This is a genomic window from Crossiella sp. S99.2 (assembly GCF_023094165.1).
Classification (GTDB): Bacteria; Actinomycetota; Actinomycetes; order Mycobacteriales; family Pseudonocardiaceae; genus Crossiella.
This window is the reverse complement of sequence record NZ_JALMDK010000017.1, coordinates 134,032-148,526: the sequence shown is the minus strand read 5'-3', so window position 1 is coordinate 148,526 and position 14,495 is coordinate 134,032. Positions and strand designations below refer to the sequence as shown.

Below are 14,495 nucleotides of genomic sequence, written 5' to 3'. Positions count from 1 at the left end.
CCGGTGACCGCCCGTTTTCAGGTGCTCGATTCGTGTCAGACCTCGTTGGGTGTGCTCATGCTGCGCCGTCGATGGGATCCCGCCGTCGACCGCGAGGTCTACGAGATCAAGCTCGATGACGAGTTCCTGATGTCCAGCCTGTTCACCGTCGCCGAGATCGAGCTGGCGCACCTGGCTCTCGCGGGTCTCCCGGAGGCGCCTGTTGACGTGCTCGTGGGCGGACTCGGGCTCGGCTACACCGCGATGGCGGTGCTGGCGCACCCGAACGTGCGTTCCCTGCTCGTCGTCGACGCGCTGCCCGAGGTGATCGAGTGGCATCAGCGAGGGCTGATTCCCGCCGGAGCCGTGGTCACCGCCGACTCGCGATGCGAGCTGGTGCACGGCGACTTCTTCGCGATGCTGCGATCCCCGGCCGGATTCGACCTGGGGGTCCCCGGACGGCTGTTCCATGCCGTTGTGGTCGACATCGACCACTCGCCGCGTCATCTGCTGCACCCCGGCAACGCCGACTTCTACCAGGCAGCGGGCCTGCGGCGGGTTGCCGACCGGCTGCACCCCGGTGGGGTGTTCGCGCTCTGGTCGAACGACCCGCCGGATGAGGAGTTCACCGCCGTCCTCGGCCAGGTCTTCGTGGACGTGGAAGCCAAGATCGTCAACTTCCGGAATCCGTTGCAGGACCGCGAATCGGCCAACACCGTGTACCTCGCGACGAAGGCAGCCACCGACTGCTGACCCTGCGCGCTGTCTGCGCTGACCTGCGCGGGTGGCGGATCGCCTGAGTCGGCGCCGGGACCAACGCCGCGCTGAGCGCACGCCGGCCTCCCCCCTCAGCTCGCGGCCACCTCGGTCAAGTCTGCCGCCCGCGGCCCGGCCGCGGCAGGGACCAAAGTCCCTCGACGGCGATGGGGCTGGCCCAGGTAGGTCCACTGTGGACACAAACGACTGTGCGCGCAGGCTCACCCGCGCCGGGGGAGGACCGCGGTCGAAGTCCACTGAATCCTGGTCGGAGTCGGCACGGTGACCAGGAGACGAGGGCCATGAACCGAACCAGGCGCCGGATTCCGCTCAGGATCCTGCTTCCCGGACTGCTGGTCCTGGCCCTGTTGTGCGGGTCGCGCGGGCCGGAGGACGCCGGTGCGGCGCGACTGTCCCCTGTGGTGCTGGTGCTGCCCGGCGGGGTGCCCAGAATGTTGGTTCCGCTGCTCTGGTTCCTGCTGCGCGAACGCGACTGAGCGCGGCCAATCGGTTCAGGGCAAGGGAATCACCGGTATGGCGCAGTCTGCCGACCGGTCTTGGCGACTTCCTGGAGAAAGGTGACCATGACTAGCAGCGCGCAGGTGGCGGAGACCGAGCCGGGGGCGCGGATGCCGGTGCCGGCCGGTCCGGTGCTCCGCCGGGACCGGCTGGAGTCCATTGTGGACATCCAGCTGCGATCGGGCGCACCCCAGGTGTTGCTGGTGTTCGGGCCCGCAGGCACCGGCAAGACCACCCTGCTCGCCTCCTGGGCGCGGCGACGGGTCCAGGAGACCGGCACGACCGCGGTGCGGTGGGCCACCATCACCGCGCGGGACAACGAACCGGAGGTGCTGGCGGCGACCATCGGGGCGGCGCTGAGCGGCGGCGCCGGGCCCGAACCGGCTCCGGTCTGCCTGGTGCTGGACGAGGTGCACGAACTGCTGGCCCCGCAGGCGTTGCGGGAGCTGGAACGCTGGTTGCGCGAGCTGCCCGCCGGCCTGCGGGTGGTGCTACTGGCCCGCTTCCCACCCCCGCTCGGGCTGGCCCGGCTGCGGGTGGAGGGCAGGCTGCGCGAGATCGGCATGGCCGAGCTGGCCTTCACCACGGCGGAGGCCGCCGCGCTGCTCACCGCGCTCGGCCACGCACCCACCGAGGGTGAGCTGGACCTGCTGATGCGGCACACCGAAGGCTGGGCGGCCGGACTCCGGCTGGCCGCGATCGCCCGCGCGGGCGAACCGGATTCGGCCGACCGGCTGCTCGCCGACTACCTGCGCAACGAGGTGCTCGGCGCCGAACCGGCCCTGGTACGGGAGCTGCTGACCGCGGTGTCGGTGTGCGAGGGGTTCACCGTCGAACTGGCTGCCGCCCTGAGCGGACTGGCCCAGGCCGGTCACCTGGTGGACCGGCTGCACGGCGCCCGCGGTCTGCTGCGGCGGACCGACGGCGACGGCCAGTGGTACCGCTGCCACCCGCTGCTGCGGCACCACCTGCACGCCGAGCTGACCCGGCTGCGGCCGGAGCGGGCGGTGGAACTGCACCGGCTGGCCGCCGACTGGTTCCTGGCCGCGGGCGCCCGGATCCTCGCCCTGGAGCACGCGGTGGCCGGGCAGCGGGCGGACCTGGCGGCCCGCCTGGTCGCCGAGGTCGGCCTGACCGAGGTGCTGGCCGGCCGGGCCCGCGCGCTGGCCCAGGTGCTGGCCCGGCTGCCCACGCACGTGCTGGCCCGCCCGTCGGTGGCCCTGGTGGTGGCCGCGACGGCGCTGGCCACCGGGGACACCGCGGCCGCCGAGGAGGGACTGCGCCGGATCGGCCACCCCGAACTGCCGTTGCGCTCGCCCCGGTTACGCATCCTCAGCGCGGCCATCCTGTTATGGCGCAACGGAATCGTCGGTGAGGAACCCGCCGCGGAGCTGCTGGAGCTGGCCGAGGGGGACAGCGGCGCGCCGGAGGTGGACCTGCTCGTGCTGCTGGTCAAGGGCGGCTGGGCGCTGCGGCAGGGCGACCTGCCCTCGGCCCGGTCCGTGCTGAACCGGGCGCGCCGGCTGACCGCGGCCGGGGAACGCCGGGGCGCGCTGCTGCACGTCCTGGCCCAGCAGGCGATCGTGGCCGCGGTCGAGGGTGAACTGGGCACCGCGCGGGCACTGGCCGCCAGCGCGGTCCGGCTCGCCGAGGAACACGAGTGGACCGCCACCGCGAGCTGCGGCACCGCGCATCTGGTGCTGGCCGCCGAGGCCCAGCTGCGGCTGGCCGCCGACACCGCCCGCGCGCACCTGGCCGCCGCGGCCCCGGTCTGCGGCGGGGATCCGTTGCCGCGCCTGGCCATGGGCAGCCTGGCCGCGGTACTGCGCTTCGAGACCGGCGCGGATCCGCACCGAGCGCTGCTCGACCTGTGCGCGCTGTGGACCGAGTACGACCGGCCGGGACCGGTGCCGCCGTGGCTGGCCGCCTGGTTCAGCCCGATGGCGCTGCGGATGGCGCTCCAGGTCGGCGAACTGGGCCGGGCCAGGCAGATCGTCGAGCACGGCACCCGGCTGCTGGGCGCCCGCGCCGAGGCCGGGCTGCTGCGCGCGGTGATGCAGGCCCACCGCGGCAGGCTCAGCCAGGCCCGCCGGTCCCTGGCCCCGGTGCTGACCGGCCGGGCACTGCCCGCGGCCGCGCACAACCTGGTGGACGCCTGGCTGCTGGAATGCCTGCTCGCCGACCGGTTGCGGGCCGACCGGCACGCCCACCGCGCGCTGTGCCGGGCGCTGGCCCTGGCCGAACCCCGGGAACTGCTGCGCCCGTTCCGCGCGGCCGGCGCGCCCATCCGCGACCTGCTCGCCCGCAACCTCGGCCGCTACGGGCGCCTGGAGCACTTCGCCACCGCCGCGGCCGCGGCGCCCCCGGTGGAGCGGCCCGCGGTGACCGCCACACTCACCAGCCGCGAGCTGGACCTGCTGGCCGAGTTGCCCTCGATGCGCACCGCCGAGGAGATCGCCGACTCGCTCTACGTCTCGGTCAACACGGTCAAGACCCACCTGCGCGGCATCTACCGCAAGCTCGGCGTCAACCAGCGCCGGGACGCGGTGATCGCGGCCCGCCGCTGCGGCTTGCTCTGACCTTCGAAACGATTGCCAGGAGCAGAAACCATGAGCATTCCCCGACCGCGCCGTCCATTCCGCGCCCAGCCGCCCAGCCCGCCGTGGCCGCCCGAGGTGGACACCATCGTCCCCGGCCGCTGCTGGGCGTTGCGGGACCCCGCCACCGGCTGCGCCTGCCTCGCCGTCGAGGGCGACACCGGCCTGGTCCTGATCAACACCGGCGTGGACGCCGGCGCGGGCCAGGCCATCGCCGAGATTGTGCCGCTGCTGTCGGCGAAACCGGTGTGCGCCATCGTCTACCCGCGGGCGTCCATGCGGCACTGCCTGGGCACCGCCGCGATCGTGCCGCCGGCCGAGGTCAGCACCGGCACGGTGGTGGTCGTCGGCCTGCCTGCCTGGGGCACCGACGGGCTGACCACCGCCTGGCCGCCGCCCCCGTCGTCGGCCGACCCAGGGCCGCCGCCGGTGCCGCCCAACCTGTTGCTGCACGGGGAAAGCAGGCTCCGGCTGGGCGGGCTCCAGCTGCGTCTGCTCCCGGTCGACGAGCAGGCCCTCGCGGTGCACCTGCCCGAGCACCGGCTGGTCTTCCTCGGCGAACCCGGCCCGCAACCGCTGCGCTGGGTGGCCGCGGTCGACCTGCTGCTCGCCACCCGGATCGAGCACCTGGTGGGCACGCACCTGCCGCTGCTCTCCGGCGCCGCGCGGACCAAGGAGATGCTCACCCTGTGGCGGGATTCCGTGCAGCACCGGCACGATCAGGCGGTGCGCCGGGTGCTCGACGGCGCCTGGCCGGAGGACAACGCCACCCCGCTGCCGGAGCTGGCCGAGTTCCCGGCCCTGCGACCGTGGCTGGGCGCGGCCCGGTCCAGCTGCCAGGAGGCAGTCGCGAGCCCGACCGCCGCCGCGGTCACCGCGGCCAGCCGGGCACCGCGAACCGTGCGCGCGCAACAGGTTCTCCGGCTCGCCGGGGGCCGGGACCCGGTGCTGGCAGAGGCGCGCCGACGCCTGGACGCCGCCGATCCGCAGGGCGCGGCGGAGCTGGTCGCCGACGTGGTGCTGCTCGATCCGGCGGATGCCGAGGCCAGACGGCTCTGGGGAGTCGCGCTGTGCGACCTGGCCGACGGCGAACCCGATCCGGGGCGGCAGCGGCACTACCGCACCGCCGCGGCCACCCTGGACGAGGCCGCCGACCCGGCGACGGCGCGCCGCCAGGCCGCCAGCCGGCTGCGCGGCCGTCCGCCCGGCGCGCTGATGGAACTGCTGCGCTACCGGCTGGACCCCGACCGCGCCACCGGCGCCCGGACCCGGCTGCGCTGCCGGATCACCGACACCGGCGAGCAGTTCGAGCTGGAGCTGCGCAACAAGGTGCTGCTGGTGCGCAGATCACCGCCGATCCGCCCGGCGGACGCCACCATCGTGCTCGGCTCGGCCGCGCTCGTGGAGTACGTGGCGGGCGCGGCCGACCTGCCGGACCTGCTCGTCCGGCACGAGGTGACCGTGGACGGCAGGCCGGAGGCCGCGGTGGCCTTCTTCGCCGCCTTCGACCGGGAGATCCACACCCCGGCCGGCGCGATCCGGGACGGAGACCAGCCGTGCGCGCCGCGCTGACCGCCCCGCTCACCGCCGCGCTGACCGTCCTGGACACGGACATGCCGAACCTGCTCGGCTCGGCGGTGACCCTGCTGCGCCCGCACAGCGGTGGCGACCCGCCCCGGCTGCTGGCCGCGCGCGGGGTCGGGGCGGTGATGGACGATCTCCAGGCCGCCGGCCAGGGCGGCCCGGTGCCGGCGGCGGCCGACTCGGCCCGGCCGGTGCTCAGCGCGGACCTGTGGGCCGATGAGCGCTGGCGGCCGTTGCGGCTGTCCCATGCCTGCGCGGCCTTCCCGCAACACCGCGACGAACTGGGCGCGCTGAACGGGGTGGCGGCGCTGCCCTGCCTGGCCGATCACCGCAACCTGGTGGTCCTCTCGGCCTACCTCAGCCGCGCCCCGGACCCGGTGTCGCTGTCCGTGCTCGCCCGCTACGAACGGCTGGTCGCGGCCACCGTCGCGGTGATCTCCACCCTGGCCGGCCACCCACCGGGCAGCCGCCGGGTGCTGGAGGGACTGACCGAGCGCCTGGCGCTCGACCGGGCGACCGGCATCGTGCTGGCGCTGTGCCGCAGCACCCCGGCCGAGGCCGAGGCCCTGCTCCGCGACGTGGCCGACCGCGCGGGATTGACGGCGGCGGAACTGGCCGAACACCTCATCGTGCACGTGTCCGGCCGGCACAGCGACCCGGCCGCCGCCGAACTGTGGTCCGCCCTGCTGCAGGAACACCAGCCCGGCTGACCACGGACCTCCGCCCAGTTGGCCAAAGTCGTACGCCGGGTTGGGCAAAGTCGTACGCCGGGTCAGCGCGGTAGCACGAGGTGGTTTTCCCAGGCCCTGGTCGTGGGTGGTCGTGTTGAGCCGGTCGGCGATGATCGCCGCGGTCATGCCGCCGCCGTGAACGGAGATGCTTGACGCCGGGGGCGCCGAGCCGGGCCGGACCATCGCCGACACCCGCGCCAACTGCGGCTCGCCGGACCTGGACCCGATCGTGCTCCACGGCGTAACCGGATCCCGCGCCACGACCGTCAGCCACCCGGGCGGCCTCGCGCACCAGGCCCGGTTCGCCGTGGCGCCCCTCGCCGCAGCCTTCGACTGGCATCAGCGAGGACAGTGTTCTGGCTGGCCAGTTCGTCTGCCCCGCCGGCGAAAGTGGCCACCGCGTACGCACGATGAGATCGAATTCTCCTTGAGCGGATCAATTGATTGTCCCGGCAATTAGTCTGCAAGGTTCACTGCATCGAGTGCGTGGAGGTGCGCATCTGGGTTGACTGTCGCGTCGGAGTTCCTGGTTTTCGAATTAAACCTGAATCGACTTACGGTCATGCGATCGTGTGTATTGCCTCGCTGGTCTGTGCGGGTAATGTGTTTAGGGTAAGTGGTGCGACGTGCACACTTCGGGATGGACTGATACCGGCAATCAGCCTTCTCTTACTCCTTGTGATGGGCCACCGGCTGCTGGCTTCTCGGTCGTCTCACCATTTCTTGCGGAAGCAGGGGCTGGGGTGAGTGATTCTGGGTGCGTGAAAGCACAGGGTGGGGTCGGATCAAATTTGCCGAACGTCAGTGCGACGCCAAGGAGGACTTTATGCACAAGACACGCTGGACGGTCATGTCGCTCGCGGTGATGACGTGCGTTCTGAGCACGACGACCATCGCTGCGGCTGCCCCTGGTGCCGAACCCGGGGTCAAGGTTGAGAAGGCCGTAATTCACGTTGGTGCGGACGGGGAGAAGGTTGCCACCATTTCTGGGACGTACTCCTGTTCGGGAGCCGGGGATGAGAAGTACATCGGCGTATTCATCGAGATTGCCCAGAAGCAGCCGACTCTGGCGCTTGGGGCGACTGCTCACATTCGGCCCTGTCCGGCGGTGAACAGGCGGTGGGTTACCGACGTGGTGGCGGCCACGGGGGAGTACAACCCCGGTAAGGCTGACTACCTGGCGATGTTGAAGAACATCAAAACGGGTGAGAACTTCGGGGAGGTGCGGGCCGAGATCGATCTCATCAGGTCCGCCAGGTGACAACACTGCCGGTGCGCACCGTGTGAGCACTGTCGGGTTCGCTGCACTCCTGGGTAAAGATGGAGTTCCTGCCCGTTATGGCGGACAGGAACTCCATCGCGACCTGAGTGCGCATGCGAAGGGAATTTGATGGATCTTCAGTATCTGCCTTACTGTCACTCGGGGAATCCGTTCTACGATCTTGCGCGTGATAAACAAGGAGGCGGCAGTTATCTCGACCTCCTGTCGATTCCGTCGAACTGGGTCTGTCCTAGGGATAATGGCTGGACGTACCTCTCCCCAATGTCATGCCCGCTTCCCGGACAAGGCTGGAAGATTCACGTCTCGGCCACCTTGGGCAACGCCGGGGACATGCTTGGGACAGTGGCGCGGTACTGTTTTGCGCGCGGAATCCCGTTGAAGTTCCGCCCTGATGAACAGGCGCTGCTGCGGTCGAACTCGAAGTATGCGCACCGGGCCGGCAGTGGCAAGTTCATCACCATGTACCCGGTCGACGAGCAAGCTCTGGAAGAGGTTCTCGGTGATCTCGACGAACAGCTTGCCGGTGCGGCAGGGCCCTACATCCTCAGCGACCTCCGGTGGAACTCGGGGCCACTGTACGTGCGGTACGGGGGGTTCCAGACGCGCACGGTCGTACTGCCGTCCGGGCTGAGCGAATTCGCGATCGAGGACAGGCGCGGGAATTTGGTGCCCGACAAGCGTGAGCCGGCCTTCTACGTGCCGGACTGGGTCGAGCTGCCGCCCTTCCTCGAAGCCCAGCGGGAACGTCGAACGGCCTGCGCGCCCGCGGAGTTCCCGTTCAAGGTGCACCGGGTCCTGCACTTCTCCAACGGCGGTGGCGTGTACCAGGCGACCGACCTGCGCAACGGTCAGGAGGTCGTCCTCAAGGAGGCGCGACCACACGCCGGACTCGACGCACTGGGCACCGACGCCGTCACCCGCCTGTCCCACGAGCACGCCGTGCTCCAGCGACTGCGCGGACTGTGGTGCGTGCCCCAGGTCCACGACTACCTCATCTGCCAGCAACATCACTTCCTGGTGATGGACTACGTCGAGGGGAAGCCACTGTGGGAGACGATCGCCGAACGGATCCTCCCGCTGCCCCCGTCGGCCGGCCTGCCTGCCTTCCAGCGCTACACGGCCTGGGCCCTGGACATCTTCGCCCAGGTCGACCGGGCGCTCCAGGCCATCCACGACCGCGGTGTCGTCCTGGGTGACCTGCATGCCAGGAATGTGCTCGTGCCCCCGCACGGTCCGGTCGTGCTGATCGACTTCGAGTTCGCCGGACTGGACGATGCCGAGTTCCGCGTGCGGGACACCGCCCTGGGGTTCGAACCTCCGGCGGGGATCACCGGCCCGGCATCCGACGACTGGCAGCTCTGTGCCCTCGGGTTGAACCTGTTCCTGGCAATGCCACACCTGCTCAGCCTGGACCCCGCGAAACTGCCCCAGCTCCTGGACGGCATCGCCGCCAGGTTCCCCATTCCGGCGGATTTCCGCACGCGACTCCACCAGCGCCTGGCGCCGCCTGAACCGGCCGGCGAGGCCGGCGCCACCGAGCCGGCCTGGACACCGGATGCGCCCGGAGCCCGAGCCGCGATCGTGTCCGCGATACTGGCCAGCACCACCCCACAACGAGATGACCGGCTCTTCCCCGGCGATATCGCCCAGTTCGCCAGCGGCGGGCTCAACCTGGCCTACGGCGCGGCAGGCGTCCTCTACGCGTTGCACCAGGCCGGAGCCGGGCGCTTCGCCGAGCACGAGGCATGGCTGGTCGACCACGTCCGACGGTCGGAGAATCCGCAGACCGGCTTCTATCTCGGCCTGCACGGCATCGCCTACGCCCTGCACACGCTCGGATGTGCGACCGAGTCCGCCGATCTGCTCGACCGGATCCTGTCGGCGCCGCTGCCCGGCGCCGGTATCGACCTGATGGACGGGCTGCCCGGCATGGGGCTGAGCTTCCTGCATTTCGCCCGCCACACCGGCGACCCGGTGTTGCTGCACCAGGTGGAGCGCTGTGCGGACCTGCTGGGTGCCATGCTCGCGGCCGCCGATTCCGCCAGTGAGCCGCGCTTCGCCGGACTGGCCAGGGGCTGGACCGGCGCCGCCCTCTTCTACCTTCGCCTCTACGAGCACACCGGCGACCAGTGCTTCCTGGACCTCGCCGCGCAGGCACTGCGCCGCGACCTCGCCGGCTGTGCCTGGCTGGACGGGGACGTGCTGCACGTCCGGGACAAGACCACCACACTGCCCTACCTGGCAGGAGGCAGCGTCGGGATCGGACTGGTGCTGCAGGACTATCTCCGGCATCGCCATGACGAGGAGTTCGACCGCGCGCTGACCGGTGTGGTGAACGCGGCCTCAGGTCTGTTCTACCTCCTGCCGGGGTTGTTCCACGGCGTCGCCGGAATCCTGGAGTTCCTGTGCCGGGAACGTCAGCGCTCGCCCAGCATCGCGATCAGCGCCCAGATCGAGCATCTGCTGCGGCTGATCGCCGACCAGGCGATCCGGTTCCGGGGAGGTGTGGCCTTCACCGGCCACAACATGTTCAGACTGTCGACGGACCTGGCCACCGGCTCGGCGGGCGTGCTCCTCGCGCTGACCGCGGCGCGGACCGGTCAGACCGCCATGCCGTTCTTCCAGCCGGAGCACGGCCGGCGCCCTTCCGTTCCCGTCTCATCCAACGCCCAGCTGGAGCTGGTCAACATCAACTGAAAGCGAGGGAAACACCATGGTTATTCTCGATCTTCAATCCCTGGAGCCCGACGACGTGCAGCAGGGGTGCGGGGCCAGCAACTTCAGCATCGGTTGCAGCTTCAGCGTCCTCTGCACCGGCAAGGGTATGTGAACTGGTTCCGGCCCCAGGGTTCCTGACTGACCGGGCAGGTGGCCAGGGCGAGCGGACCACCGCATCTTCGCCCTGGCCACCTCGTCTTCCGCCACCTGACCCGCACTACCGGAGGAAGAACCATGCCGCCACGCCAGTCCGCCGCCACCAGGCCGCGACCCGGCCACGCCATCCTGGACCTCGGCCGGAGTGACCGTCTCCGCCTGGTGCTGGTGGTCACGCTGGGCCTCATCGGCGCGGCGGCCAACCTGGCCGTGCCGCTGCTGGTCAGGGAACTCATCAGTGCGGTCGCCGAGCACCGTGACGTGACCGGCGTGGTGCTGGCCATGGCGGGGCTGGCCTTGAGCGCCCTGGTCGTCACGGCGACGGCGACCTGGTTGCTGCAACAGACCGGGGAACGGCTGATCCTGCGGGTGCGGTGCCAGGTGATGGACCACATCCTCCGGCTGCCGCTGGACGTCGTTCGCTCCCACGGCGCCGGTGCCCTCGGCACCCGGCTGACCACCGACGCCGCTCACCTGCGTTCCCTGGTCGACGTCGGGTTCGCCCAGCTGCCGGTCGCGGCGGCCACCGCGATCGCCACGGTGACCGTGATGGCCGTGTTGTCGCCAACGGTGACCGTGGTCGCGCTGCTCACCCTCGGCCCTGGCGCGATGTTCGTCCGGGTGGCCACGAGGAAACTGCGGCAGCGTTTCCAGGATCTGCAACAGTCCACTAGCGCGCTCGGACAGCACGTCACCGCCACGGCCTCGGCGCTGACCACGATCAAGGCATGCGTCGCCGAGCCGCGGGCGGCCGCCGACTTCGCCGAGAAGGCCACGCACCTGAGCGTCCGGACCCTGTCCGTGGCCCGGCTCCAGTCGATGGTCACGCCGGTCATGGCGCTGGGCAACCAGGTCTCGATGATCGCGGTGGTGATCGTGGGCGGCGCCCAGGTCAGTGCGGGCGCACTGCCCGTGTCCACCTTCATCGCCGTGCTCCTGTGCCTGTTCCAGCTCACGGTGCCGCTTGGTGTCCTGGAGGCCGGGATCAGCCGGATCCAGATCGGCCGGGCCGCCCGCAGGCGGTTCGCGGAGCTGCTGGCCACGCCTGCCGAGCGCGCGGCGCCCGCCGCCCCGGAAACGCCGCTTTCCGATGGCGGCACGGCGGTCGAGTTCCGTGACGTCTGGTTCGACTACCACGGTCACCCTGCCCTGCGCCGGGTCTGCCTCGCCGTGCCGGGCCGTGGTCTCACCGCGATCATCGGGCACTCGGGCGCGGGCAAGTCGACCGTGCTGAAACTCATCGAGAGGTTCATCGAACCCACCCGCGGCACAATCCACGTGCTGGGCCGGGACATCGGGAATTGGCCGCTGCACTCGCTGCGCCGGAACGTCACCTACGTCGACCAGGAGTTCACTCTCCTGGAGGGCCCGATCCGCCTGAATCTCACCCTCGGACTCGATCCCGGCCTGGCTGAGCAGCGGTTGTGGACCGCACTGGCAACCGTCGGCCTGGAGCAGGACATCCGGCGCCTGCCGGACGGCCTGGACACCCACCTCGGCCGGAACCACGACCTCTCCGGCGGTCAGCGCCAGCGCCTCGCGCTGGCCAGGGCGCTCATCCGGGACACCCCGCTGGTCGTTCTCGACGAGCCGACCTCCCAGATGGACACCACCAATGAGGCGCACCTGCTGCGGGCGATGGACGCGTTGGCAACGGACAGGGCGGTGCTGGTGGTCGCCCATCGCCTGTCCACCATCCAGAACGCCACGCACGTCCTGGTGCTTGAACAGGGCAGGGTCGTCGGCAGCGGCACCCACGCCGAGCTGAGCCTGTCCTGCCAGCACTACCGGGAACTGCTTGTCGGCCACCGTGAGTGCGCCGCCGCCCTCGCCCCGCACCGGTCGCGAACCGATCCGGCCGCCGTGGCCGGGTCCACCGCGGTGGGGCGGCTCGTGCCGTGATCGTCACCGGCCACGACACCTGTGCGCGGCGAGGGTGCGGCAGCCCCGCCGCCCGCGATGTCCGGCCCAACCGAAGACGACCAGGTAGACGAGGGCGGCGCTGACCAACTACCTCACCGCCCGCCGCTGCGCCGCGGCCCGTGACGCGGCACGGCACCCCTGCCCAGTGGGTCACCGTCTGCCCAGCACCAGCAGGACGACGCCGGCGAGCAGTACCGTCAGCGCGGCCGAGATCAGGGCGCTGACCTCGAATCCGGCGGTGAACGCGGCACGGGCCGTGGCGAGCAGGGCGGCGCTCTCGGCCGCGGGCAGGGCGCCCGCAGCGGCGACGGCTCCGGTGAGGGTGTCGCCCGCTGGTCCGGCGATGCCGCCCATATCCGCGCGGTAGACGGCCGTGATGACGCTGCCGAGGATCGCGATGCCCAGCCCGCCGCCCAGCTGGGGCGCCGCGGAGGCGATGGCCGACGCGGCGCCTGCCCGCTCGGCCGGGGCGTTGCCCACCACGATGGTGGTGGCCAGGGCCATCATCGGTCCGAGCCCGGCCGAGACGATGATCGTCCCGGTCACGAGCACGCTCAGCGGGGTGGCCGGGCCGAGGGTGGCCAGCACACCGAAACCGATGGCCGACAGCAGCAGCCCACCGCTGATGATCCACCCTGGCGGCAGCCGGCGGGCGAGCCGGGTCGCGCCGAGTGAGCCGAGGATGATCCCGATCGCCGATGGTGCCGTCCGCAGTCCGGCGGTCAGCGGAGTCAGCCCGGCCACCAGCTGGAGGTACTGCGCCACCGCGTAGTTCGTGCCCCACAGCACGAAGATCCCGAGCACGAGGGTGAGGGTGGCCGTGGTGAACGCCGGGGAGGCGAACAGGTGCAGATCGAGCATCGGGTCGGCCAGCCGGCGTTGGCGGCGGACGAACAGCAGGGCGCAGGCCAGCCCGAGGGCGAGGGTGGCGAACGCGATCGGGTCCGGTCCGGCCGCGGCGACCTGCTTGAGCCCGTAGACGATCGGCAGCACGGTGGCGATGGAGAGCACGGCGCTGGGCAGGTCCAGCCGGCGCCCGCCAGGAGATCGGCCCTCGGGCAGCGTCACCGGCCCGACGACCAGCAACACGAGCATCAGCGGGATCGGCAGCAGGAACGCCGCGCCCCACCAGAAATGCTCCAGCAGCCAGCCGCCGACCAGCGGTCCGATCGCGGTACCGGCCGAGACGGTGGCGATGACGATGCCGACGGCCTGCGCGCGCTGGCGTGCTTCGGTGAACAGCGCCACGGCGAGTGCGAGCACCGAGGGCATGAGGGTCGCGCCCGCCACGCCGAGCAGGGCGCGCACCGCGATGAGCACCTCCGGGTTCGGGGCGTACGCGGCGGCCACGGACAGCGCGCTGAACGCGGTCGCGCCACCGAGCAGCAGCCTGCGCCGCCCGATCCGGTCGCCCAGCGTGCCCATCAGGACGAGCGTGCCGGCCAGCAGGAACGCGTAACCGTCGACGATCCACAGCAACTGGGTGCTGGACGCGCCCAGGTCGCGGCCGATCGCGGGCAGCGCGAGGTGGGTGATGGTCAGTTCGAGGGAGGCCAGCAGCGCGGGGAGCAGGAGAACCGCGAGGCCGAGCCATTCCCGCCGGCCGGCGAGCCGGGGACCGGCGATGTCACGAGTCATGCCGAACAGCTTTCAACCTCAGGTTTACCCGAGGTCAAGAGGTAGGATTCCGCAGGTGGTGGATCCGCAAGCCGAACTGACCATTGGCCAACTCGCCCGGCGAGCCGGGGTGACCGTCACGGCGCTGCACTTCTACGAGGAGCAGGGCCTGGTGACCAGCAGGCGCACGGCGGGCAATCAGCGGCGGTTCCCGCGGCACGCGCTGCGCCGGGTCGCGCTCATCAGAGTCGCCCAGCGGGTCGGCATCCCGCTGCGCGAGATCGGCGCGGCGCTGTCCGAACTGCCCGCGGACCGCGCGCCGACGCAGGAGGACTGGGAGCTGCTCGCGGCGCGCTGGCACGCCGATCTGGACCTACGGATCAGCCAGCTTGTCCGGTTGCGTGACAAGCTCACCGACTGCATCGGCTGCGGCTGTCTCTCGCTGCAGAACTGCCTGCTGCGCAACCGGGACGACCGTTTGGGGGCCGCCGGCACCGGGCCGCGGCGGCTCTGGCTGACCCGGGACGATCGCCGGTAAGGCGAAGCCGCGGCCAACGGTGCGGGAACAGGCGGTGTGCCGCGAGCCTGGCACTGTCCGAAATGGAATGGCCTCCGGCCTGCGCCGGGGGCCAT

The 14,495-nt window shown here is 71.3% G+C and carries 10 protein-coding genes; 9 read left to right on the top strand and 1 reads right to left on the bottom strand.

Going from position 1 to position 14,495, the window contains the following annotated elements; all coding sequences use genetic code 11:
* The first annotated feature begins 3 nt into the window (after positions 1-3).
* From MZC64_RS41765 to MZC64_RS41730, 8 genes are all read left to right on the top strand, one after another.
* Entirely contained in the window at positions 4-732 is a 729-nt protein-coding gene (locus tag MZC64_RS41765) for a spermidine synthase (RefSeq protein WP_247764778.1), read from the top strand.
* 305 nt (positions 733-1,037) lie between these two features.
* Positions 1,038-1,232 carry a hypothetical protein gene (locus MZC64_RS41760; protein ID WP_247764779.1) on the top strand — a complete coding sequence of 65 codons (195 nt, stop codon included), beginning with the start codon at positions 1,038-1,040 and terminating at the stop codon, positions 1,230-1,232.
* A gap of 87 nt (positions 1,233-1,319) precedes the next feature.
* The gene (locus tag MZC64_RS41755) at positions 1,320-3,833 is read left to right on the top strand and encodes a LuxR C-terminal-related transcriptional regulator (RefSeq protein WP_247764780.1); all 2,514 of its coding nucleotides are present in this window, start codon (positions 1,320-1,322) and stop codon (positions 3,831-3,833) included.
* 30 nt (positions 3,834-3,863) lie between these two features.
* Positions 3,864-5,423 carry an alkyl sulfatase C-terminal domain-containing protein gene (locus MZC64_RS41750; protein WP_247764781.1) on the top strand — a complete coding sequence of 520 codons (1,560 nt, stop codon included), beginning with the start codon at positions 3,864-3,866 and terminating at the stop codon, positions 5,421-5,423.
* Positions 5,408-6,145, top strand: coding sequence for an ANTAR domain-containing protein (locus MZC64_RS41745; RefSeq protein WP_247764782.1), 738 nt, complete (start codon positions 5,408-5,410; stop codon positions 6,143-6,145). Before MZC64_RS41750 ends, MZC64_RS41745 begins: the two co-directional genes overlap by 16 nt.
* Before the next feature lie 847 nt (positions 6,146-6,992).
* Positions 6,993-7,427 (top strand): hypothetical protein, encoded by a 435-nt coding sequence (locus MZC64_RS41740; protein WP_247764783.1) that lies wholly within the window; start codon positions 6,993-6,995, stop codon positions 7,425-7,427.
* Positions 7,428-7,556: 129 nt separating this feature from the next.
* Complete coding sequence (gene lanKC / locus MZC64_RS41735; RefSeq protein WP_247764784.1) at positions 7,557-10,145, top strand: class III lanthionine synthetase LanKC; 2,589 nt, start codon at positions 7,557-7,559, stop codon at positions 10,143-10,145.
* 255 nt (positions 10,146-10,400) lie between these two features.
* Positions 10,401-12,224: an ABC transporter ATP-binding protein gene (locus MZC64_RS41730; protein WP_247764785.1), complete on the top strand. Its 1,824-nt coding sequence runs from the start codon at positions 10,401-10,403 to the stop codon at positions 12,222-12,224.
* A gap of 171 nt (positions 12,225-12,395) precedes the next feature.
* On the opposite strand, the gene MZC64_RS41725 is transcribed toward MZC64_RS41730, so the two are convergent.
* Positions 12,396-13,883, bottom strand: a complete 1,488-nt coding sequence (locus tag MZC64_RS41725) for an MFS transporter (protein ID WP_247764786.1) — start codon at positions 13,881-13,883, stop codon at positions 12,396-12,398.
* A gap of 46 nt (positions 13,884-13,929) precedes the next feature.
* On the opposite strand from MZC64_RS41725, the gene soxR reads away from it, so the two are divergent.
* Positions 13,930-14,400 (top strand): redox-sensitive transcriptional activator SoxR, encoded by a 471-nt coding sequence (gene soxR / locus MZC64_RS41720; RefSeq protein WP_308301131.1) that lies wholly within the window; start codon positions 13,930-13,932, stop codon positions 14,398-14,400.
* The last annotated feature ends 95 nt before the right edge of the window (positions 14,401-14,495 follow it).